The organism is Alphaproteobacteria bacterium, from assembly GCA_019635875.1.
In the GTDB taxonomy this organism is placed as follows: Bacteria; Pseudomonadota; Alphaproteobacteria; order Reyranellales; family Reyranellaceae; genus JAFAZJ01.
The window spans coordinates 191,043-212,908 of record JAHBYP010000006.1 but is presented as its reverse complement, the minus strand read 5'-3'; the positions used below and the strand labels follow the sequence as shown (position 1 = coordinate 212,908).

The following is a 21,866-nucleotide window of genomic DNA, read 5'->3' as shown; positions in this document are numbered from 1 at the left end:
GGAGGGGGAAGGTGCCCGAACGGCGGAAGGGGGATGTCGAAGACGGACACCGCGTGTGTTGAGGCATCCCCCATCCGGCGCTGCGCGCCACCTTCCCCCTTCCGGGGGAAGGGAAGCCCAGACGACGCATCTGTCGTCGCTCCGCCTCGGCGGCTATCATCCGCGCCGCGCCGTCATCCATCGCAAGGACCCATCCATCATGAAGGCCGCTTTCATCGAGAAGTTCGGCGGGCCGGAGGTGCTCACCTACGGCGACCTGCCCGATCCGGCCGCCGGACCGGGCCAGATCGTCGTCGATGCGCACGCCACCAGCATCAACGCCGCCGACTGGAAGGTCTGCGCCGGCGAGTATCCCGGCAGTCCGATATTCCCGCTGGTGCTGGGTCGCGACTTCTCCGGCGTCGTCGCCGCGCTTGGCGAGGGCGTGCGCGACCTGAAGGTCGGCGACGAGGTATTCGGCGTGCTGGAGGCCGGCCGCGACGGCACCTACGCCGAGAAGATCGCCATCGGCGGCGCCATCGTGGCGAAGAAGCCGGCGGGCATGAGCCATGTCGAGGCCGCGGCGCTGGCGCTCACCGGGCTGACCGCGCTGTGCACGGTCGAGGACACGCTGAAGCTGAAGGCCGGCGAGACCATCCTGATCCAGGGCGGCGCCGGCGGCGTGGCGGGCTTCGCCATCCAGCTCGCCAAGCATATCGGCGCGCGCGTCATCACCACGGCGAGCGCGAAGAACCGCGACTACCTGCGCGAACTTGGCGCCGACGAGGTCATCGACTACAACGCCGCGGACTTCACCCAGGTGGTGAAGGATTGCGACGCGGTGTTCGACACCGTCGGCGGCGACGTCGCCACCCGCTCTTTCGCCGTGCTCAGGCCCGGCGGCCGCGCCGCCTTCATCGCCTCGGGCGCCAAGGCGCCGACATCCGAGCGCACCGACGTCACGTCGCTGCGCCCGGCGGTCGGCCGCGACCGGCCGCACCTGGAGCGCATCGTCGCGCTGCGCCAGGCCGGCGCCATCCGCGCGCCCGAGGTGACGCTGTACGATCTGGCGCAGGCCTCGGCAGCCCTGACGGTCAGCGCCGCGCGCCACCTCAAGGGCAAGCTGGTGCTGAAAGTGCGCTGAGTCTCCCCCTCTCCCCGCATGCGGGGAGAGGGTTGGGGTGAGAGGCTGATTCAGGTTGCGCACGGCCATAGTGCGCCACTTGCCGCAACCCCTCACCCTGACCCTCTCCCCGCAAGCGGGGAGAGGGAACATGCTCAAAGACCGAGCCGGTAGAAGCGCGAGGCGGTGCCGTGGAACAGGTCGGCCTTCTCGTCCGCGCTGGCGCCCGCGGCCAGGCGCTTGCAGGCGTTCCAGAACACGCCGTAGCCGTACGATCCCTTGTCGACCGGGAAGTTGCTCTCGAACATCGCGCGCTTCGCGCCGAAGGCCTCGATGCAGGTCTCGACATAGGGCCGCCACGCCGCCGCCAGCCGCTCGGAGTCCGGCGGCAGCTCGCCCTCGTGGAAGTCGAAGCCGAACACCTGCATGCCCATGCCGCCCAGCTTGACGTGCACGTTGGCGCATGACGCCAGGTCGCGGATCCTCGCGCGCCAGTCGGCGAAGACCTCCTCGCGCTTTCCCTGGAAGCGGCCCAGCCCGATCGCGCCGCCGACATGGTTGAGGCAGATCGGCGTATCGGGAAAGGCGCGCGCCAGGTCGAGAAGGTCGCCGAGCTGCGGGTGATACATGAAGGCGTCGAAGCTCAGGCCCAACGGCGCCAGCTGCGCGAAGCCCTCGCGCACCGTCCTGTCGAGCAGCCAGCCCTGCGGGCGCGTGGCGATGGCGCCCCAGCCGCGCTGGTCCGCATCGCTGGCGGTGATGAAGCGGATGCCGCGGAAGCGGCCATTGCCCGCCGCGATCATCGCCTCGAGCACCGGCCTGACGCGCGCGCCCAGGGTCAGCTCGCCATGGCCGACGATGCCGGCGCAGACGCGCGGCACGCCGTAGCCGCCGCTGGCGCACATCGCGGCGATTCCGTTGGCGAACTCGATCTCGCCCACCGGGCGCAGCTCGACCGGGCCGTGGGCGCGGTACATCGAGAGCCATTCGAGGTAAACGGTGGCAACGACGTTGTGGCCGCTGTCGATGTCGCGCAGGATGTCCTTCAGCAGGTAGGTGCCGCTCTGCGGCCGGTCGATCAGGTGATGATGCGGATCGACGATCGGCAGATCAGGCTCGAGCGCCGGCTCGCGGCGCCGGGCGAGCCAGTCCGGCCGCACAGCCAGATGCGCACTGATCGCGCTCGACGATGTGGTGGACATCGCGTTCCCTCCCTCACTCCATTCCGTCAATGAAACCATCCTGTCATTCCGAGCGCAGCGAGGAATCCAGGCGACTTTCCTGGATTCCTCGCTGCGCCCGGAATGACAGGGGGTGCTCGATGAGTCACTGTCCGATTCCGTAGAACGCCGCGCAATTCTCGCCCAGGATCAGGTCCTTCTCCCGCGCGGTCAGGAACGGACAATAGCGCCTGATGTAGTCGAGCGACTGCCGGTAGGTGCAGAAGCGTTCGACATTGGGCATGTCGGAGCCCCAGACAAGCCGGTCGGCGCCGAGCTGGTCGCGCAGGCACTCGATCAGCACCTGCGCCTCGGGATAGGGATAGTCCCAGACGCCGCCATAGGTGATGGGAAACACCATCTCCAGCACCAGCGCCTCGTGCCGGTAGAGATGCAGCAGCTCCTCGGGAAACGCGTAGCGACCGTTCCTGGCGAAATACGCGACCGGCGGGCTCATCGCCAGATGCACGCGCAGGCCGGGATGCCGCGCCAGCACGCGGTTGAACGCCGCGACATGCGCCATGTAGCCGGCCATGTCGTAACCCGGCCCCGAGCTGAGCTCGAGGCAGAGCACGATGCCGCGGCGTGCCAGCTTGTCCCAGAGCGGCTCCATGTCGGGCGCGTCGAGCGGCCAGGGGAAGCCGTGACGGCTCATCGAATCGACGTTGAAGTACAGGCCGCGCAGCTTCAGCACGTCGAAGGCATGGTCGATCTCGGCGAGCTGGGCCGGCTTGCCGGCCATCGCGTCGTCGACATGCATCAGACCGGTCATGCGTTCGGGATACTGCCGCTCGGCGAAGGCGTTCATCGCGCTCATCGCGCCGTAGCCGCCGCCGGCCTGCAGCAGGCAGTGATCGACGCCGGCGTTCATCATCTGCGCCAGCATCAGCTCGGGCGGTGCCGTCAGCTCCTGCATGCCCGCCGGCATGTACTGCACGGCATAGTCCTCGCCCGCGTGCGTGAACTCGAGCTGGCCGAAGCGGCCGACGCGGAAATCGACATCGGCCAGCCCGTTCCAGCTTTCGTCGCCGGCCCTGAAGAGCGCCTTCGTATCCGCCCGCGCGCCGTCGCTCAGCCGGAAGGTCGGCGCCACCGTGCGCGTCACCACGCGCTGCAGGTAGCGCCTGTGCACCTCGCGCGATTCGTGACCGCAGGCGCCGATCCAGTGCGTGAAGATATGGGCATGGCAATCGACGATCATGGCGCTCTCCCCGCGCCGAGCCTGACCGACGGCGGGCTGGCGCACAACGTCGTAGCTGCTATCGTTTGGCCGGCTCGAAGGGAAGGACGCATCGCATGACATTGCCCGTGGCGACGCTGGATCACGTGGTCATCAACGCGCGCGACGACATGGACCGCGCCGCCGACATCTATCGCCGGATCGGCTTCACGCTGACCGAGCGCGGCTACCATTCGCTGGGCTCGATGAACCACCTGGCAATGTTCGGCACCGACTATCTCGAGCTGATCGCGATTCCGAAGGGCGCGAGCACCGGACGGATGGACCTGCTCGACTATCCGTACGGGCTCAACGGGCTGGTCTTCGGCTCGGAGGATTCGGCGGTGACCCACGCGGCGCTGAGCGCGGCCGGCGTGCCGGTCGATCCGCCCAACGAGTTCACGCGGCCGGTGAAGCACGCCGGCGGCCAGGGCGACGCGCGCTTTCGCACCATCCGCATGAAGCCGGGCGTCGTGCCCTATGGCCGCGTCTACTACTGCCATCACTTCACGCGCGATCTGGTGTGGCGCGACGAGTGGCGCCATCACGCCAACGGCACGGTGGCGGTGGCGCGCGCGCTGATCGTCGAGCCCGATCCGGCAAAAGGCACGAAGCTCTACGCCGACATGTTCGGCCCCGACAACATCCGAGACATCACCGGCGGCAAGAGCGTGGTAATCGGCAATTCGCGCTTCGACATCGTCACCGAGGCGGCGCTGCGCGGGCAGTTCGGCGACGCAGCACCCGCCGCCGAGGGTCGGCCGGCCTACATGGCGGGCCTCAGTTTCCGCACGCTCTCGCTCGGCAAGGCCGCGGGCGCGCTGAAGGCCGGCGGCATCGAGTCCGTCACGCAGGACGGTCGAATCGTCGTGCCGGCACGCGCGGCGCTGAACGCGGTGCTGGAGTTCGTCGAGTGATGGGCGCTCCCGCCATCAAGTGGGACAACCAGGGCGACGCGATCGCGCGCGACGTGCCGCCCGACAGCCTGGCGCTGATCGATGCCGGCGGCGACGGCAGCGAGCGGCGCTACAGCTACGCCGACATCATCCGCCAGAGCGGCGCGCTGGCGGCCGGGCTGCTGGCGCGCGGGTTGAAGCGCGGCGATCGCGTGGCGATCCTCTCGGCCAACCGCGCCGAGTACCTCATCACTTTCCTCGGCACCATGCAGGCCGGCCTCGTCTCGGTGCCGGTGAACTGGAAGCTGCCGGCCGAGACCGTCGCCTACATTGTCGGCGACTGCGACGCCCGCCTGGCGATCGGCGACGCGACGCGCCTTAAGCTGGCGCCGGACTCGATGCCCCAGATCGATTTCGACGGCTCGGATTTCGCCGCGCTGACGGCGCACGCGCCGATGAAGCCGCTGTCGATGCAGCCGGATGAGCCGGCGCTGTTCCTCTACACCTCGGGCTCGACCGGCAGGCCAAAGGGCGTGGTGCTCTCGCACTATTCGCACCTGTGGGCGATCGGCTGTCGCGTGCGCCGCCCCGGCCCGCCGGGCACGCGCGCGCTCATCGCCGCGCCGCTCTATCACATGAACGGGCTGGCGATGTGCCAGACAACCCTGAGCCACGGCGACACCATTGTGCTGCTGCCGCAGTTCACGACCAAGGGCTACATCGAGGCGGCCACCAGGCACCGCGTAGCCTTTCTCACCTCCGTGCCGACCATGATCGCCATGATGCTGCGCGAGAAGGATCTGTTGGCCCGTGCAGACCTCTCGGCGGTGGAAGCCGTGCGCATGGGCTCGGCGCCGATCACCCAGGGTCTGGTCGACCAGGTGCGCGCTCTCTTCCCCAAGGCGCAGATCAGCAACGGCTACGGCACCACCGAGGCCGGGCCCGTGGTCTTCGGCCCGCATCCCGACGGCCTGCCGCAACCCGACCTGTCGACCGGCTATCCGCATCCCGACGTGAAGCTGCGGCTGGTGCGCGACGGCCGGGTCGTCGACGACGAGGGCGTGCTGGAGATGGCCTGCGGCGCGCTGATGAGCCGCTACCACAACCTGCCCGAAGCCACTGCCAAGGCAATGACGCCCGACGGCTACTACCGCACCGGCGACGTCTTCCGCCGCGACGAGAACGGCTTCTTCTTCTTCGTGGGCCGCGCCGACGACATGTTCGTCTGCGGCGGCGAGAACATCTATCCCGGCGAGGTCGAGAAGATGCTCGAGCGCCACCCCGCCATCCACCAGGCGGCCGTGCTGCCGGTGCCCGACGAGCTGAAGGGCCACAAGCCGGTGGCCTTCGTGGTGCGCACGGCCGGGGCCGAGCTCGACGAGCAGGCGGTCAAGCAGTTCGCGCTGGCCAACGCGCCGGCCTACCAGCATCCGCGCCGGGTGTTCTTCCTCGACGAGCTGCCGCTGGCCGGCACCAACAAGATCGACAAGCGCGCGCTGGCGCACCGCATTCCCGAGCAGGAGGCCATTCCATGAAAGCAGCCGTCGTCCGCGAGCATGGCGGGCCCGAGCGCCTGGCCTTCGAAAAGGATTTCCCCGATCCCAGGCCCGGCGAGGGCGACGTGATCGTGGCGGTGAAGGCCTCGTCGCTGAACTACCACGACGTCTTCACCCGTCGCGGCATGCCCGGGATCAAGGTGCCGATGCCGGCGATCATGGGTCTCGACGTCGCCGGCGAGATCGCCGAGATCGGCCCCGGAGTCGAGGGCTGGAAGAAGGGCGATCGCGTGCTGGTCGACCCCATCAACCGTGTCGAGGGCGGGCTGATGGGCGAAACCGTGCATGGCGGGCTGGCCGAGCTGTGCTGCACGCGCGCGCACCAGCTGGTGCGCATCCCCGATGGCGTGAGCTTCGCCGACGCCGCCGCGCTGCCGGTGGCCTACGGCACGGCTTTGCGCATGATGCGCACCAACGGTCACGTCGCCTCGGGCGAGAAGGTGCTGATCCTCGGCGCATCGGGCGGTGTCGGCGTGTGCTGCCTGCAGCTCGCCAAGAGCGTCGGCGCCGAGGTGATCGCCTGCGCCGGCACCGACGCCAAGGCGCAGCGGCTGGCCGACCTGGGCGCCGACCGCACCATCAACTACGTCACCCACGACTTCCAGCAGGAGGTCTACAGGCACTACGGCAAGCCGACGCGGCGCGGCGCCGGTGCCACGCAGGGCATCGACGTCGTCGTCAACTATACCGGCGGCGACACCTGGGTGAAGTCGCTGAAAGTGCTGAAGGTCGGCGGCCGGCTGCTGACATGCGGCGCGACGGCGGGCTTCTCGCCCCAAGAGGACATCCGCTTCATCTGGACTTTCGAGCTCAAGATCCTGGGCTCCAATGGCTGGATGCGCCAGGACATCATCACGCTGCTCGACATGGTGCAGAAGGGCGAGCTGAAGGTGCTGATCGACAAGGTCTACCCGCTCGATCAGGCGCGCGAGGCGCTGCGCGTCATCGAGGACCGCGAAGTCTTCGGCAAGATCGTGGTGGCACCATGAGCGAGGCACAGGCGCCGCTCAGCGGCGGTGAGATCCAGGCGATGCTCGACAAGTCGCCGTTCATCTCCTTCATGGGCCTGCAGGTGACCGAAGCCGACGCGGCGCGCGAGCAGGTGACCATGACCTGCCCGATGCGACCGGAGTTCGAGCGCGGCGCCGGCACCGGCCAGTGGCATGGCGGGCCGATCGCGGCAATCATCGACACGGTGGGCGACTACGCCCTGGTGATGGCCCTGCGCCGCGGCCTGCCGACGATCAATTTCCGCGTCGATTATCTGCGGCCTGCGATCAAGACGTCGCTGACAACCGTCGCGCGTGTGCGCCGCGCCGGCAAGAGCGTCGGCGTGGTCGATGTCGACGTTTACGACGACCGCAAGTCCCTGGTCGCCGTCGGCCGCGCGACGTACTCGACCTTGGCTGGTTGAACAGTACCTTCCCTCCTGAGGCAGGGCGATCGCGCATGACCATCGCGTTGCTGGGGGCGCGCCACTTGGGTGACACGTCCCATCCGACCGCTGTTCACCCCGGATGGGCTGCGACCCTCGGCGCCGTTCGGGCCGCGCCGCAGCGACTCATCATGAGCCCCGCTGGAGCGACGCAGCCCCAACCCAGCGCGCGCGCCATAGGCGATCGCCCTGTCCTCCACCTTGCCCGGGCAGACGCTACGCTGCTCAATTCCGCTCGAGCGGCTGGAAGGCGTCGCGGGAGATGATCGGCCGGTTCCTGCGCACGCATCGCGCGATCTACGGCGATCGCGACCGCGTCTACCGCGCTGCGATCGGCGAGGATCGGGGGCTGTCCTCGCCGTGGGCGGTTCTCGGCGTCGGCGTGATCATGCTGGGCGCGCTCGACCTGTGGCTGTTCGGCGGCGCGCCGCTGTTCGACGATGCGATCACGCCGTACCTGCCGTGGAACATCCTGGCGCCGCAGGTCGTGATCTGGCTGGCGAGCGTCGTCGTCATCGCGCTGGTGATGGCGCTGCTGGGCGCGCCGACCCGACCAATCGTCATTGCGCGGCTATGGGCGTACGTGATGGGCCACGTCGGCACGGTGATGCCGCCTGTTCTGCTGGCGATTCTCGGCATCCGCTCGCTGCTCTTCGGCTCCGCGGCGATCGAGGCGCCGGCGGCGCTGCTCTTCAGCGCCGTCGCTCTGGCGGTCCTCATCTGGCTCGGCGCTGGACTGCGCGAGATCGCCGGACAGCGGACGTTTCCGGCCATCGTCGCGGTCGCACTGGCCTTCGCTGCCGCTGTCGCAATCATGGAGAGCAAGCGGCGCCTCGTGTCACGCTTCTACGACATCCATGGCGGCAGCATGCGGCCGGGTTTCGATCGGGGCGACCGCATCCTGGCCAGCAGCGTGGTGCTGACGCTGCGCGAGCCGAAACCCGGCGACATCGTCGTCTACGATCACCGTCGCCGGCGCAGCGCCACCATCGAGTCGCGCATCCACCGCGTCATCGCCGGACCGGGCGAACGGATCGCCTTCGCCGAGTGCGGTGCGATCGTCAATGATCGTCCTGCCAGCACTGGCGAGCGCGTGCGCAGCGAGCATCCCGGCATCCGCACGCCGACATGGGTGGCGCCCGAGACCCTGGGCGGCAAGAGCTATCAGATCACCTTCGACGACTTCCGCGATCCGCTATGCCAGCGCGCCGAGGTCACTGTGCCGCTTGGGCACTACTTCGTCGCCGGCGACGCGCGCGATCGCTCGGTCGACAGCCGCTTCCCATCGCCCGGCCTGGTGCCGCGCGCGGCGATCACCGGCATCGCCATCTACGTCTACGCCTCGGCGCGGCCATCGCGGCGCTTGTGATCGGACACACCCCCGTTGCGGCGGGGCGGCCCGCCCGTTAGGTTTCGCGCGCCATGGATCTGAAGAACCATATCCGCACCGTCCCCGACTTTCCCAAGCCGGGCATCCAGTTCTACGACATCACGACCCTGCTGCTGCATGCCGAGGCGTGGCGCGAGACCGTCGACCTGCTGGCCGAGGCGGTGAAGAAGTACCAACCCGACCTTCTGGCCGGCATCGAATCGCGCGGCTTCATCTTCGGCGCCCCGGTCGCCTACGCGCTGGGCCTGGGCTTCCTGATCCTGCGCAAGAAGGGCAAGCTGCCGGGGTCGAAGGCCAGCCATACCTACGACCTGGAGTATGGCAACGATACCATCGAGATGCACGACGACGCCGTGCGGCAAGGACAGCGCGTGGTGCTGATCGACGATCTGCTGGCCACCGGCGGCACGATGGACGCCGCGATCCGCCTGCTGCGTGGCGTCGGCGCCGTGGTGCCGGCGGCAGCCTGCGTCATCGAGCTGACGTTCCTCAAGGGGCGCGGCCGGCTCGACGTTCCGGTCGAGGCCTTGCTCACCTACGACGACTGACGCCGATTGCGTCGCCGCATCAGGCGCCGTAGGGTGCGGGCAACAAACGGGGGCGTAGCGGGAATGGCTCAGGCGAGGCGCGAGAAGCGCATCGCTTGTGCAATCATCAGCGGAAACGGGAGATCGCCGACGTGGCGGACACGGTCTGGAAAGTCACCATCTCAGGCATTGTGAGCCGGCGTGTCGATGGCGTGCGGTTCCCGGTGAACGAGGGCGACTGGACCATGCGGCGCACGCCGTCGGGCACCTACCGCCTGACCTGCCTTTTCGACGATCCCTTCGAGATCTCGCAGAACGAGGCCGAGACCTACATCCGCGCCAAGTCGATCCGGATCATCGAGGGCACGTGGCCCTGATGGCGGGCTATCAGTCAGCGCTGATCGTCGGCAGCGGCCCGGGGCTGAGCGCCTCGCTGGCCCGCCTCTTTGCGCGGGAGGGCATGCGCGTGGCGCTGGCCGCGCGCAATATCGACAAGCTCGCGGGACTGACCGCCGAGACCAATGCCCAGGCCTTTGCCTGCGACGCCACCGATGCGGCGCAGGTCAGCAGGCTCTTCCAGGATATCGAACGCACGCAGGGTGCGCCCGATGTCGTGGTCTACAACGCCTCCGCGCGCGCCCGAGGACCGGTGGCCGAGCTGGCGCCGGCCGACGTACAGCGCGCCATCCAGATCAGCGCCTTCGGCGGCTTCCTCGTCGCGCAGGAAGCGGCCAGGCGCATGTTGCCCAAGCAACACGGCGCGATCCTGCTCACCGGGGCCTCGGCCAGCGTCAAGGGCTACGCCCTGTCGGCGCCCTTCGCGATGGGCAAGTTCGCGCTGCGTGGCCTGGCGCAGAGCATGGCGCGCGAGCTGGCGCCCAAGGGCGTCCATGTCGCGCACTTCGTGATCGACGGCGGCATCCGCTCGGCCGCACGCACCGACCCGGCGAACAATCCCGATTCGCTGCTCGATCCCGACGCCATCGCCGCCAGCTATCTGCACGTGCTGCGGCAGCCGCGCAGCGCCTGGACCTGGGAGATCGAGCTGCGCCCCTGGGTCGAGACGTTCTGACAGCATCGCTGTCATCCTGAGCGGAGCGAAGGATCTAGATTCCTCGCTACGCTCGGAATGACAGAGGTCAAGAAGCCGCCGAGGTGATGTTGCGCGGCACCTCGCGGAACGGCTTCTCGGCGTCGACGCTGGGCTCCTTCGGCATCTTCAGCACGCGCTCCGAGATGATGTTGCGCTGGATCTCGTCGGTGCCGCCGGCGATCGAGCAGGCCGGTACCGAGACCAGGATCTCGGCGATCGTGCCGTTCAGCTCGCCGTCCTCGCCGCTCAACAGCGCATTGGCGCCGCTCATCAGGGTGTGCACGCGCGCCGCCGCGCGTGCGACGTGGCTGGAGATCAGCTTGCCCAGCGAGCCCTCGGGCCCCTGCGGCCGACCCTGCTCCTGCGCGGTGCGCGCGCGACGCGCCAGCCACTCAGCCGATTTCGACAGGATCAGCAGCCTGGCGATCTCCTGGCGCACCACGGGATCGTTGATCGTTCCAGTCTCCCTGGCGCGCGGAATCACCAGGTCGACGCGGCCGGCACGCTGCGGATACCACTTGTAGGGTTCCATCGTCGTGGCGACCTCGGCCCGCTCCTCGTCGTAGATGCGGCCCTGGCGGTTGCCGCCCGACGCGAGCCCGCGCATGCCGTCGGCGCCGCGACGCTCGTGCATCAGGGTCGTGGTCGCCACCGTCCAGCCATCGCCGGTGTTTTCCAGCATGTACTCCGGCTCGATGATGGCATCATTGAAGAACACCTGGTTGAACGAGGCGTGGCCGTTCATCTGCTTCAGCGGATAGACCTGCACACCCGGCTGCTTCATGTCGATGATGAAGTAGGTCAGGCCCTTGTGCTTGCGCGCATCCCAGTCGGAGCGCGCCAGCAGCAGGCCCCAGTGCGCCTTGTGCGCGCTGGTGTTCCAGACCTTTTGGCCGTTGATCACCCATTTGTTGCCCTTCAGGTCGGCGCGGGTCACCGCGCCGGCGAGGTCCGAGCCGCTGCCCGGCTCGCTGAACAGCTGGCACCAGGTGTCCTCGCCGGTGAGGATGCGGCGCAGGAACTTCTCCTTATGCAGCTTGCTGCCGTGCGCGAGGATGGTCGCGGCCGCCAGCGTCCTGATGCCCGCCTTGGCGACGCCCACGGCGCCGATGCGCGCGAACTCCTCGTCGACCACGGGCACCAGGCCGACCGGCAGGTCGCGGCCGTACCACTCCTTCGGCCAGTGCGGCGCGCCCCAGCCGGAATCGACCAGCTTGGTGCGCCATTCGACAAGGCCCAGGTTGGGATCCCAGTTCTTCTCCAGCCAGGCACGTACCTCGGCGCGGACGGCGGCTTCGTTGATCTCGCTCATGCTGCCGTCCTCCCCTACGCCGCCCAGCGCTGCATCATCAGCTCGCGGTGATAGTGGGCATCGCCCAGCATCACCTCGGAGCTCTTGGCCCGCTTGAACCAGAGGTGCGAATCGTTGTCCCAGGTGAAGCCGATGCCACCATGGATCTGGATGGTGTGGATCGCCGTCTGCAGCGCCGCCTCCGACGCTCCGGCCTTGGCCAGCGAGGCAAGCGCCGGCAGATCGTTGTCGTTCTCGTCGACGGCGGCGGCGGCGTAGTAGGCTGCCGCCTTCGCCAACTCGACGTCGACGAGCATGTCGGCCTGCTTGTGCTTCATCGACTGGAAGGAGGCGATCGGCCGGCCGAACTGCATGCGCATCTTCGAGTAGTCGAGCGCGCTCTCGCGCAGCTTCTCGGCCACGCCCACCATCTCGTTGGCCAGGCACACCGCAGCGCGGGTCAGGGTCCTGGTGAACGGCGCCGCCGCGGCACCGATCGCACCCAGCGGCGCGGCCTCGACCGACTTGAAAGTCAGCCGCGCCAGCTTGCGCGTCGCATCCATGGTCTTGAGCGCGCGCCTCTGCAGGCCCGGCGCGTCGCCGCGCACGGTGAACAGCGACAGGCCCTGCTCGCCCGCGGTCCCCGGCGTGCGCGCCAGCACGACGATGAGGTCGGCCGTGTGGCCATCGATCACGAAGCTCTTGGTCCCGTCGAGCCTGTAGCCGCCACCCGCCGGCGTCGCCGTCATGCGCACGCCCGCGGCGTCCCAGTTGCCGTGTTCTTCGCTGAAGGCCACCGTCGCCACGGTGTCGCCCGAGGCGATGCCCGGCAGCAGCGCCTTGCGCTGCGCCTCCTCGCCGGCATCGAGGATGGCGTAGGCGGCCATGGTGGAGGCAAAGAGCGGCGCGCAGAGCACGGTGCGGCCGGCTTCCTCCAGCACGATGCACAATTCGGTGCAGCCGAAGCCCTGGCCGCCATAGGCCTCGGGGATGGCAACGGCCGTCAGACCCAGTTCCTGGTTGATCTTCTTCCAGGCGTCGCGTTCCCAGCCTGTCCCGGTTTCCATCAGGCGACGCACTTCCTTGGTGGGCGATCTGCCCTCCAGGAACCGGCGCAGGATCGAGCGGAATTCCTCCTGCTCGCTGGTGAAACTGAAGCGCATGGCCTGATCCTCCCGGGCCGCACTGTAGTGGGAACCGCTGCCGGCGGGGAATCATTGGTGATAGGTTGGGAACGCAAGGCTTGGCCCGACAGGCGGAATGATGGCGAACGACACCGGCCTCCCCGTTTTGGACACGATGCGCTGGCCCTTCGACAACAGCTATGCGCGGTTGCCGGAGCGCTTCTACGCGCGCCTGCCGCCGACCCCGGTCGGCCGGCCGCGTCTGATCAAGCTCAACGAGGCCCTGGCGCGCGAGCTGGGCCTCGAGCCGCGGCATCTCGTCGGCCAGGACACCGTCGAGATGCTGGCCGGCAACCGCATCGCCGAGGGCTCCGAGCCGATCGCGATGGCCTATGCCGGCCACCAGTTCGGCAGTTTCGTGCCGCAGCTGGGCGATGGCCGCGCCATCCTGCTGGGGGAGATCGCCGACACCAAGGGCGCGCGCCGCGACATCCAGCTCAAAGGCTCCGGCCCCACGCCCTTCTCGCGCCGCGGCGATGGCCGCGCCGCGCTCGGGCCGGTGCTGCGCGAGTACATCGTCAGCGAGGCGATGCACGCGATGGGCATTCCCACAACGCGCTCGCTGGCCGCCGTGCTGACCGGCGAGGAGGTGCTGCGCGAGACCGCGCTGCCTGGCGCCGTGCTGACCCGTGTCGCCTCGAGCCACATCCGCGTCGGCACCTTCCAGTACTTCGCCGCGCGCCAGGACATCGAGGCGCTGCGCCTGCTGGCCGACCACGTCATCGCGCGTCACTACCCCGAGGTCCCGGCGGGCGACTACCGCGCATTGTTCGAGGCCGTGCTGGCGCGCCAGGCGTCCCTGGTCGCGCGCTGGATGCATGTCGGCTTCATCCACGGCGTGATGAACACCGACAACACGTCGATATCGGGCGAGACCATCGACTACGGTCCCTGCGCCTTCATGGACGCCTATCACCCCAACACGGTGTTCAGCTCGATCGACCAGGGGGGCCGCTACGCCTACGCCAACCAGGGTCGCATCGCCGTGTGGAACCTAGCGCGCTTCGCCGAGACCTTGCTGCCGCTGTTCTCAGACGACGACGATCAGGCATTGGCCCAGGCCAACGAATCGCTGCAAAAATTCTCGGGCCTGTTCGCCGCCGCCTGGTTCGCCGGCCTGCGCCGCAAGCTGGGCCTGACCGACGCCCAGCCCGAGGACGAGAAACTGGCGCAGGACCTGCTCAACGCCATGGCCGCCAACAGCGCCGACTTCACCCTGACATTCCGCAGGTTGTGCGACGCGGCGGCCGATCCCGGGGCCGATCGCGCGGTACGCGACCAATTCCTCGATCCTTCTGCCTACGATGCCTGGGCGGTGCGCTGGCGGCAGCGGCTGGGCGGCGATCCGGCGGCACGGCGTGCGGCGATGCAATCGGTCAACCCGGCCTATATCCCGCGCAACCATCGGGTCGAGGCGGCGCTGTCGGCAGCCACAAACGGCAATCTCGGGCCTTTCGAGGAGCTGCTGGTCGTGCTGTCGCGGCCGTTCGAGGAGCGTCGCGAGTTTGCCGCCTATGCCGAGCCGCCGCTTGAGGACGAGCGCGTGCTGCGCACCTTCTGCGGCACCTGAGGCGATGGACGACGGCCCGACGGAGCGCTAAGCGTGGTCATCGGGAGGAAGCCGCGCACATGGACAGCTTCGATTACGTCGTCGTCGGCGCCGGCTCGGCGGGCAGCGTGCTGGCCAGCCGGCTGAGCGAGGACGAGAAGGTCACGGTCTGCGTGCTCGAGGCCGGGCCGAGCGACTGGCATCCGATGATCCATATCCCGGCCGGCTTCATGTACACGCTGGTCAATCCCCGGGTGAACTGGCTCTACACGTCGGAGCCCAGCGAATGGACCGGCGGGCGCCGCATCGCCGCGCCGCGCGGCAAGACCATCGGCGGCTCGGGCTCGATCAACGGCCACATCTACAATCGCGGCCAGCGCATGGACTTCGACGGCTGGGCGCAGCGCGGTAATCGCGGCTGGGGCTACGCCGACGTGCTGCCCTACTTCCGGCGCACCGAGAAGCGCATCGGCGAGTGTGACGAGACGTTCCGCGGCCGCGACGGCGCCCTGGACATCATCGATCTCGACTGGCGCGACCCGCTCTGCGAGGCCTTCATCGAAGGCGCGGTGCAGATGGGCATCCCGCGCAACCCCGACTACAACGGTACCACCCAGGCCGGCGTCAGCTACGTCCAGCGCCTGGTGCGCAAGGGCCGGCGCTTCAGCTCGGCGCGCGCCTTCCTGCATCCGGCGATGAAGCGGCCCAACCTGACGGTGCGCACGCACGCGCACGCCACCGAGATCCTCTTCGAGGGCAAGCGCGCCGTCGGCGTGCGCTACAGCAAGGGCGGCCGCGGCGGCGCTCCGGTGGAAGTGCGCGCGCGCAAGGAGGTGATCCTGTGTGGCGGCACGGTGAACTCGCCGCAACTGCTGCAGGTCTCGGGCGTCGGCCCCTCGGCGCTGCTGCAATCGCTCGGCATCGCGGTGAAGCACGACCTGCCGGGCGTCGGCGAGAACCTGCGCGACCACTACGCGCCGCGCTTCGTCGCCCGCGTGAAGAACGCGCGCACCATCAACGAGCGCTCGCATGGGCTGAGCCTGGTGAGCGAGGTGATGAAGTATGTCTTCACCCGCAAGGGTATCCTCTCGCTCAACCCGACGCTGGTCTATGTCTTCTGGAAGTCGGATGAACGTCTCGACAACCACGACCTGCAGCTGACCTTCACGCCGGCGAGCTACAAGGAGGGCGTGCAGTCCAAGCTCGACGACCAGCCCGGGATGACCATTGCCTCCTGGCAGCAGCGGCCCGACAGCGTCGGCTACATCCGCTCGCGCACGAGCGACCCGTTCGACGCGCCGATCATCCAGCCCAACTACCTCGCCGCCGAGAGCGACCGTCACGTACTGCTGGCGGGCATGAAGCTGGCACGCCGCCTGCTGGCGTCGAAGGCGCTGGCGCCCTACTATGACCACGAGGTCTTCCCGGGCGCCCGGGTGCAGTCCGACGACGAGCTGATGGAGGCCGCCAAGCAGCGCGGCACCACCACCTTCCATCTGATGGGCACCTGCCGCATGGGGCCGCAGAGCGACCCCAGCGCGGTGGTCGACGATCAGCTCAAGGTTCGCGGCATCGAGGGGCTGCGCGTGGTCGACGCCTCGATCATGCCGACCATGCCCTCGGCCAACCTCAACGCCTCGGTGCTGATGATCGCCGAGAAGGCCGCGGACATGATCCGCGGCCGCCAGCCGCTCGAGGCGACAATCCTGAAGGACTGAGAGGCGTCACTCCTTCCACACGCCCCACGGGATCGGCCGGTCGGCGGCCCAGGTCTTGTAGCCGCGCACATTGGCGCGCGTCGCGTCGACGTTGGGGTCGTAGTAGAAGCCGATGATCGGCACCTGCTCGACCATCATCTTGTGCAGCTGCAGGAAGATCTCCTTGCGCCGGGCCTCGTCGCCGGTGCGCAGGCTCTCGGCAAGCAGCTCGATCGCCTTGGGATCGTCCCACTGCGCCCATTTCGATTTCGACTTGTCGGCGATCAGCGCGGCATACATCAGGCCGGGATCGAGGCGCGCGGAGTAGCCGAAGGACTGCACCTGGAAATTGCCCTTGAGGTAGTTGTCGAGCTGCGTCGCCCAGTCGAGCGTCTCGAGCTCGACCTTGAAGCCGGCCGCGCTCAGCATCGCCTGGATGATCACCGACCGCTCGTACATGCCGGTGTAGCGCTTGTTGGTCTGGATCTTGATCACCTCGCCCTTGTAGCCGGCCTCCTTCAGCAGCGCCTGGGCGCGCGCCGAATCGAACTTGGGCCACTCCAGGAAGCGCTTGTCGAAGTAGACGCTGGATTCGCTGACGACGGACGGATTGCCCTTCACCAGCCCGTTGGTGCGCGCCTCGGCGATCTGGTCGAGGTCGATGGCGTGCGCCATGGCGCGGCGGATCTTGACGTTGGACATCAGCGCGTCGTTGGACTGCAGCAGCAGCGGGCCCCAGCTCAGGCCGGGCGCGGTCTGGATGCTCACGCCGCGCTTCTTGAGGTCGTCGATGCGCGTGGTGTCGACGCCCGGCAGGATATCGACCGCACCGGTCAGCAGCGCCGCCTCGGCGGCATTGGCGTCGGGGATCACGCGATAGACGACGGTGTCGGCGTAGGCGACGCGCGCCCCCGAGTAGCCGTCCTGCTTCTCCGCCGAGGCCTTGTAGCCGGCGTGGCGCTCGAGCGTGACGGCGTCACCGCGCTTCCATTCCTTGAGCTTGTAGACCCCCGAGCCGATCGGCGTCGTCCACTTGCCGTCGGCGCCGGCGCTGGCGGGATGCGCCACCAGCACGTGGCACTGCACGTTGGCGAGCTGCTTGAGGAAGATCGCCTGCGGCGCCTGGAGCCTGTAGACCACGGTCGCGGGATCGGGCGCCTCAACGGCCAGCACCTTCAATCCGCTGGTGCCGTCGAAAGCCCGCCGGCAGTTCCAGCCGGCCTGCGCCATCAGCCGGTCCCAGGTCCACTTGACCTCGGCGGAGGTCACCGGCGCGTCGTTGTGGAAGCGCGCGCCCTCGCGCAGCTTGAAGGTGTAGGTCTTGCCGTCCTCGGAGACGCTCCAGGACTGCGCCAGAGCCGGCCCGACGCTGAGATCGGTGCGGTGCGCCACCAGGCCCTCGAACAGGATGTGGATCAACGTGTCGGTGTTGGCGTCGCGGTTGATGCCGGGCTCGACGCTGCGGATGTCGGCGTTCAGCGCGATGGTCAGCGTGCCGCCGCTCTTCTGCGCCACGGCGGGCGTGGCGAGCGCCGCGGCCGCGGCGACGGTGAGGATCAGTCTCTTCATGGCTTGGCTCCCAAGGCGCTGGAGAGGAAGTCGGTGACGGCGGGGATCAAGGGCTCGATGCGATGCGCGACGCCGGGCACCACGTCGTGGCGCACCATGACGCCGGCGGCCTCGAAGCTGGCCTTCAGCAGCCGCATACGGTTCTGACGGTCGCCGCCGGCGATCTCGGCACCGTCCATCCACCACGAACCGCCCGGCCGGATGGTGATCTCCCAGGTCTCGGTATCGTCGCCGCCGACGATCATGTGCACCGGCACGCGGCGGATCGCCTCGATGTCGAGCCGCTTGCCGAACACCGCCTCGAAATTGCGCACGCCCACCCAGAAATCGCGCTCGCGGTCGAGCAAGGTGACGACGCCGGGCGCGCCGATCGATGCCGCCGAGAGCCGCTCGGGATGCAGATAGAGGAAGCGATGCGTGAAATGCCCGCCGCCGGAGAAGCCGAACAGGGCGAAGCGGCCTGTATCGATGCCGTACTTGCCGGCGATCTCCTCGACCATCGACAGCAGGATGGCGTCGTAGCGCAGGCCACCGGCGCGCAGCAGCTTGTAGCTCGACAGGTCGTCGGCCGAGGTGATGCCGCCGGGAAAGAGCGGGGCGAGCACGATGAAGCGGTTGCTGTCAGCGAAGTCAGCGAAGGCGTCGCGGTAGACGGTCATCCCCCGGGCCGTCCCGTGCACCGCCACGAGGAGACGGTAGTGCCGCGCGTCCGCCAGCTCGAACGCCCTGGGGACATAGGCGCACCAGGAGAAGCGCGGATCCATCCGGCTCGCCCAGACCGTCGTGCGTCCGCGGTCGTAGTAGCCCAGCGTCGCGCCGCCGCCATGCGCCATAGCAGTCACACCCCAGCCGGCCGGCGCCCGTCCCGCCGACCCATGGACTCACGCATATTTTTGTGGCGATGAAAAGCACTGTTTCGCCTTGCCCGCGCCGATATGCGATACTCGGGCCGGTCACGGAGGAGCTGGCATTGGCAAAGGCCCCGGGCAAGACCGTCGGCGCGACGCCGCTGCAGAACGAGCTGGCGCGGCAGATTCTCGCCCATATCGAGAAGGAATCGCTGCCGCCGGGGGCGCCGGTGCGCGAGCTGGTGCTGGCGCGCGCCTTCGGCGTCTCGCGCACGCCGGTGCGTGCGGCGCTGGGCGTGCTCGAGGGCCTCGGCTACGTCCGGCTGAGCCCGGGCCGCGGCTTCGTGCTGACGCGCAGGCTCAACGGCTCGAAGCCCGCCTCGGCCCGTCTGCCGCGCTCGCCGTTCGACGATCTCGGCGCCGCCCTGCTCACCGATCGCGCGCGCGGGCGCATTCCGCCGGAGGTGTCGGAGACCGAGCTGATGCCGCGCTACGGCGTGTCGCGCGGCGCGCTGCGGCGGGTGCTGATGAAGCTGGCCGATGACGGGCTGGTGCGGCGCCAGCGCGGCCATGGCTGGCGCTTCGCCGAGGCGCTGGATTCGCGCGAGGCGGTGGGCGAAAGCTACCGCTTCCGCCTGATCGTCGAATGCGCCGGGCTGCGCGAGCCGACCTTCGCGGCGAACCTCGACGAGCTGCGCCGCCTGCGCGAGGCGCACCAGGTGCTGCTGCCCGGCGGCAGGACGATCGACGTGCGGATATGGATCGAGACCAATCGCGCCTTCCACGAAACGCTGGCGCAATGGTCGGGCAACCGCTACCTGCTCGAGGCGGTGCGCCGGCAGAACGCGCTGCGCCGCTTCGGCGAGGTCAGCACCTTCCCGCGCCTTGCGCCCGAGCGCGTCGCGCAATCCTCGCGTGAGCACCTGGCGATCCTCGATGCGATCGAGGCCGGCGACCGCGAATGGGCCGCGACCCTGCTGCATCGCCATCTCGATCTCACTGCGCGGGTCTATGGCGGGGCCGGCGGCGCGCCGACCCGCGAGGTCGATCAGGAGAAGAACGGATCGATCGGCGTGCGCAGGCCGGCGCGCGCCTCGATCGCCTCGGCGGCCTCCAGGCAGAGATCCTCGCGGTAACGGCCGGCGATCAGCTGCACGCCCACCGGAAGGCCGCTGGCCACGCCGGTGGGCACGGCGATCGACGGCAGGCCCAGCACCGGCACCGCGAGCTGGGTCGATTGCGCGCGCATCATGTGCTGCGTGGTCGGCACGTCGATCAGGTCGAGGCCGACCTTGAACGGCAACTCGGCGCAGCTGTGCGTCAGGACCAGCGGCCGTTCCTCGAGGAAGAGCTGCCACAGCCGCAGCAGGCGGTCGCGCTCCATCAGCGCCTCGATGACGTCCCTCGGCCCGAAGGCCGGCAGGGCCTTGCACCACAGATCCAGCGAGGTGCGGATGCCGTGGTCGCCGTACTTTTCGACCGTTGGCACCAGACCGGTGTTGATGTCGTCCATGGCGATGCGGGCCCACAGGTCGATCACCGTGCCGAATTCCGGCGGCGACACTTCCTCGACGACGTAGCCGGCGTCGCTCAGCCACGACGCGGCCTGCCGGATCGCGGCAGCGATCTCGGGCGCGACGCCGCCGCGGTCGGCCGGATCGATCACCATCGCCACGCGCATCGGCTTCTTCGCCGGCGGGCCCTCGAACGGCACGTCGACGCAGCGATTGTCGTAGGGGCTGGCGACGGCCATGGCCTTGAACGCCGCCCGCGCATCGCGCACCGTGCGCGTCAGCGGCCCCTGGACGGCCATGAGCGCCGCCGAGACCTGCCGGCGCGTGGTCGAGGTGAAGTTGAAGCTCGGAATGCGTCCATAGGTCGGCCGCAGCCCCACCAGGCCGCAGCAAAAGGCGGGGAAGCGCACCGAGCCGGCGATGTCGTTGCCGTGGCCGATCGCGCCGATGCCGGCCGCCGTCGCCGAGGCGGCACCGCCGCTGGAACCGCCGCAGAAGCGATCCTTGTTCCACGGGTTGAGTGTCAGCCCGTGCAGCTCGTTGTCGGTCGACCAGCGCATCGAGAAGGCGGGCGCATTGGTGCGGCCGACGATGATCATGCCCGCGGCGCGCATGTTGGCGATCACCGGGTTGTCGCGGCTCGCCATCAGGTTCTTGTACTCGACCACGCCGCCATCGGTCGGACAGCCCTTCTGGTCGAGATTGACCTTGGTCGTCGCCGGCACGCCGTGCAGCGGCCCTACCGAATCGCCACGCGCCATCGCCTTGTCGGCCTCGTCCGCGGCAGCCAGCGCCTCCTCGTGCAGGGCCAGGGTGACGGCATTGATCGTCGGATTGACGGCGTCCAGCCGCTTGAGCGTGTCGGCGACCACCTCCCGCGCCGAGACCTTCTTCGCGCGGATCAGTCCCGCGGTCTCAACGGCGTCGAGCTTCCACAGATCGGTCATGCGCCTACTCCCGCTCGCCCTTCAGCACGCCCTCGAAAAAATCGATCACCGGCGTCATCGCCTTCCAGCCTTCGTGGCCGATGCCCTGGACGATGTCTTGGCGCACGGCAATGCCGTGCTTCTCGTAGTTCGCCTTCAAGGTCGCCAGCCGGTCGATGCGCGTGACGCCGGAATCGTTGATGCCCTCCATCCACGCCGGGCTGCCGGGTTGAACCGTGATCTCCCAGGTCTCGGTGTCCTCCGAGCCGACGATCATCTGCACCGGCACCTTGCGCATCGCCGGCAGGTCGAGCTCGACGCCGAATTCCTGCTTGAGCGTGCGCGTGCCGACCCACCAGTCGCGCTTGTCGTCGATCAGGGTGACGTTGCCCGGTGCGCCGATGGTCACCGCCGCCAGGCGGTCGGGGTAGAGCAGATGGAAGCGCTGCACGAACTGGCCGCCGCCGGAGAAGCCGAACAGCAGGAAGCGGCTGGTATCGATGCCGTACTTCTTCCGCACCTCGTCGACCATCGACAGCAGCAGCAGGTCGAAGCGCATGTCGTGGAACTTCAGGCGCTTGAAGTTCGACAGCTCGCCCGGCTCGATCAGGCCGACGGGGAACAGCGGCGCCAGCACGATCGAGCGCGTGCGCTCGGCGAGCGGCGCGAAGCCGTCGCGATAGGCGGTCGCGGTGCGGCCGGTGCCGTGCATGGCGACGATCAGCCGGACATCGGAACGGTCCTGATCCTCCTCCAGCGATTCGGGCACGTAGAGGCAATAGCTGACGCGCTGGTCGGTCTGCGAGGCGAAGAACGGCGTCTTGCCGACATCGTAGAATCCCAGCTTCAT

At 68.7% G+C, this 21,866-nt stretch carries 20 protein-coding genes; 12 read left to right on the top strand and 8 right to left on the bottom strand.

Annotated elements, in window-relative coordinates; genetic code table 11:
• Positions 1-199 precede the first annotated feature (199 nt).
• The gene (locus tag KF889_21925; GenBank protein MBX3502108.1) at positions 200-1,123 is read left to right on the top strand and encodes an NADP-dependent oxidoreductase; all 924 of its coding nucleotides are present in this window, start codon (positions 200-202) and stop codon (positions 1,121-1,123) included.
• 134 nt (positions 1,124-1,257) lie between these two features.
• On the opposite strand, the gene KF889_21920 is transcribed toward KF889_21925, so the two are convergent.
• Positions 1,258-2,304, bottom strand: coding sequence for an amidohydrolase family protein (locus tag KF889_21920; protein MBX3502107.1), 1,047 nt, complete (start codon positions 2,302-2,304; stop codon positions 1,258-1,260).
• A 124-nt stretch (positions 2,305-2,428) separates the two neighbouring features.
• Positions 2,429-3,523: an amidohydrolase gene (locus KF889_21915; GenBank protein ID MBX3502106.1), complete on the bottom strand. Its 1,095-nt coding sequence runs from the start codon at positions 3,521-3,523 to the stop codon at positions 2,429-2,431.
• A 95-nt stretch (positions 3,524-3,618) separates the two neighbouring features.
• Here KF889_21915 and KF889_21910 point away from each other — a divergent pair, with 95 nt between their 5' ends.
• The 8 genes from KF889_21910 to KF889_21875 all read left to right on the top strand — a co-directional run bounded on the left by KF889_21910 (position 3,619) and on the right by KF889_21875 (position 10,417).
• Positions 3,619-4,458 carry a VOC family protein gene (locus KF889_21910; GenBank protein MBX3502105.1) on the top strand — a complete coding sequence of 280 codons (840 nt, stop codon included), beginning with the start codon at positions 3,619-3,621 and terminating at the stop codon, positions 4,456-4,458.
• Positions 4,458-5,972: an acyl--CoA ligase gene (locus tag KF889_21905; protein ID MBX3502104.1), complete on the top strand. Its 1,515-nt coding sequence runs from the start codon at positions 4,458-4,460 to the stop codon at positions 5,970-5,972. Before KF889_21910 ends, KF889_21905 begins: the two co-directional genes overlap by 1 nt.
• Positions 5,969-6,982 carry a zinc-binding dehydrogenase gene (locus KF889_21900; protein MBX3502103.1) on the top strand — a complete coding sequence of 338 codons (1,014 nt, stop codon included), beginning with the start codon at positions 5,969-5,971 and terminating at the stop codon, positions 6,980-6,982. The genes KF889_21905 and KF889_21900 overlap by 4 nt, the downstream gene beginning before the upstream one ends.
• A complete protein-coding gene (locus KF889_21895) occupies positions 6,979-7,407 on the top strand; it encodes a PaaI family thioesterase (protein MBX3502102.1) in 429 nt (142 codons plus the stop codon). The genes KF889_21900 and KF889_21895 overlap by 4 nt, the downstream gene beginning before the upstream one ends.
• 283 nt (positions 7,408-7,690) lie before the next feature.
• Entirely contained in the window at positions 7,691-8,797 is a 1,107-nt protein-coding gene (lepB, locus tag KF889_21890; protein ID MBX3502101.1) for a signal peptidase I, read from the top strand.
• Positions 8,798-8,850: 53 nt separating this feature from the next.
• Entirely contained in the window at positions 8,851-9,366 is a 516-nt protein-coding gene (locus KF889_21885; GenBank protein MBX3502100.1) for an adenine phosphoribosyltransferase, read from the top strand.
• A gap of 131 nt (positions 9,367-9,497) precedes the next feature.
• Positions 9,498-9,722, top strand: coding sequence for a hypothetical protein (locus KF889_21880; protein MBX3502099.1), 225 nt, complete (start codon positions 9,498-9,500; stop codon positions 9,720-9,722).
• Positions 9,722-10,417, top strand: a complete 696-nt coding sequence (locus KF889_21875) for an SDR family NAD(P)-dependent oxidoreductase (protein MBX3502098.1) — start codon at positions 9,722-9,724, stop codon at positions 10,415-10,417. The genes KF889_21880 and KF889_21875 overlap by 1 nt, the downstream gene beginning before the upstream one ends.
• 67 nt (positions 10,418-10,484) lie before the next feature.
• On the opposite strand, the gene KF889_21870 is transcribed toward KF889_21875, so the two are convergent.
• Positions 10,485-11,750: an acyl-CoA dehydrogenase family protein gene (locus tag KF889_21870; GenBank protein MBX3502097.1), complete on the bottom strand. Its 1,266-nt coding sequence runs from the start codon at positions 11,748-11,750 to the stop codon at positions 10,485-10,487.
• A gap of 14 nt (positions 11,751-11,764) precedes the next feature.
• Positions 11,765-12,892, bottom strand: a complete 1,128-nt coding sequence (locus KF889_21865; GenBank protein ID MBX3502096.1) for an acyl-CoA/acyl-ACP dehydrogenase — start codon at positions 12,890-12,892, stop codon at positions 11,765-11,767.
• A 100-nt stretch (positions 12,893-12,992) separates the two neighbouring features.
• On the opposite strand from KF889_21865, the gene KF889_21860 reads away from it, so the two are divergent.
• Positions 12,993-14,483, top strand: coding sequence for a YdiU family protein (locus KF889_21860; protein MBX3502095.1), 1,491 nt, complete (start codon positions 12,993-12,995; stop codon positions 14,481-14,483).
• Positions 14,484-14,542: 59 nt separating this feature from the next.
• The gene (locus KF889_21855; GenBank protein MBX3502094.1) at positions 14,543-16,180 is read left to right on the top strand and encodes a GMC family oxidoreductase N-terminal domain-containing protein; all 1,638 of its coding nucleotides are present in this window, start codon (positions 14,543-14,545) and stop codon (positions 16,178-16,180) included.
• Positions 16,181-16,186: 6 nt separating this feature from the next.
• Here the strand turns inward: KF889_21855 and KF889_21850 are convergent, their stop codons facing one another.
• Positions 16,187-17,728 (bottom strand): ABC transporter substrate-binding protein, encoded by a 1,542-nt coding sequence (locus tag KF889_21850; protein ID MBX3502093.1) that lies wholly within the window; start codon positions 17,726-17,728, stop codon positions 16,187-16,189.
• Positions 17,725-18,561: an alpha/beta hydrolase gene (locus tag KF889_21845; protein MBX3502092.1), complete on the bottom strand. Its 837-nt coding sequence runs from the start codon at positions 18,559-18,561 to the stop codon at positions 17,725-17,727. Before KF889_21845 ends, KF889_21850 begins: the two co-directional genes overlap by 4 nt.
• A 137-nt stretch (positions 18,562-18,698) precedes the next feature.
• On the opposite strand from KF889_21845, the gene KF889_21840 reads away from it, so the two are divergent.
• Positions 18,699-19,712: a GntR family transcriptional regulator gene (locus KF889_21840; protein MBX3502091.1), complete on the top strand. Its 1,014-nt coding sequence runs from the start codon at positions 18,699-18,701 to the stop codon at positions 19,710-19,712.
• On the opposite strand, the gene KF889_21835 is transcribed toward KF889_21840, so the two are convergent.
• Positions 19,625-21,037: an amidase gene (locus KF889_21835; GenBank protein ID MBX3502090.1), complete on the bottom strand. Its 1,413-nt coding sequence runs from the start codon at positions 21,035-21,037 to the stop codon at positions 19,625-19,627. The genes KF889_21840 and KF889_21835 overlap by 88 nt on opposite strands.
• Before the next feature lie 4 nt (positions 21,038-21,041).
• Positions 21,042-21,866, bottom strand: coding sequence for an alpha/beta hydrolase (locus KF889_21830; GenBank protein MBX3502089.1), 825 nt, complete (start codon positions 21,864-21,866; stop codon positions 21,042-21,044).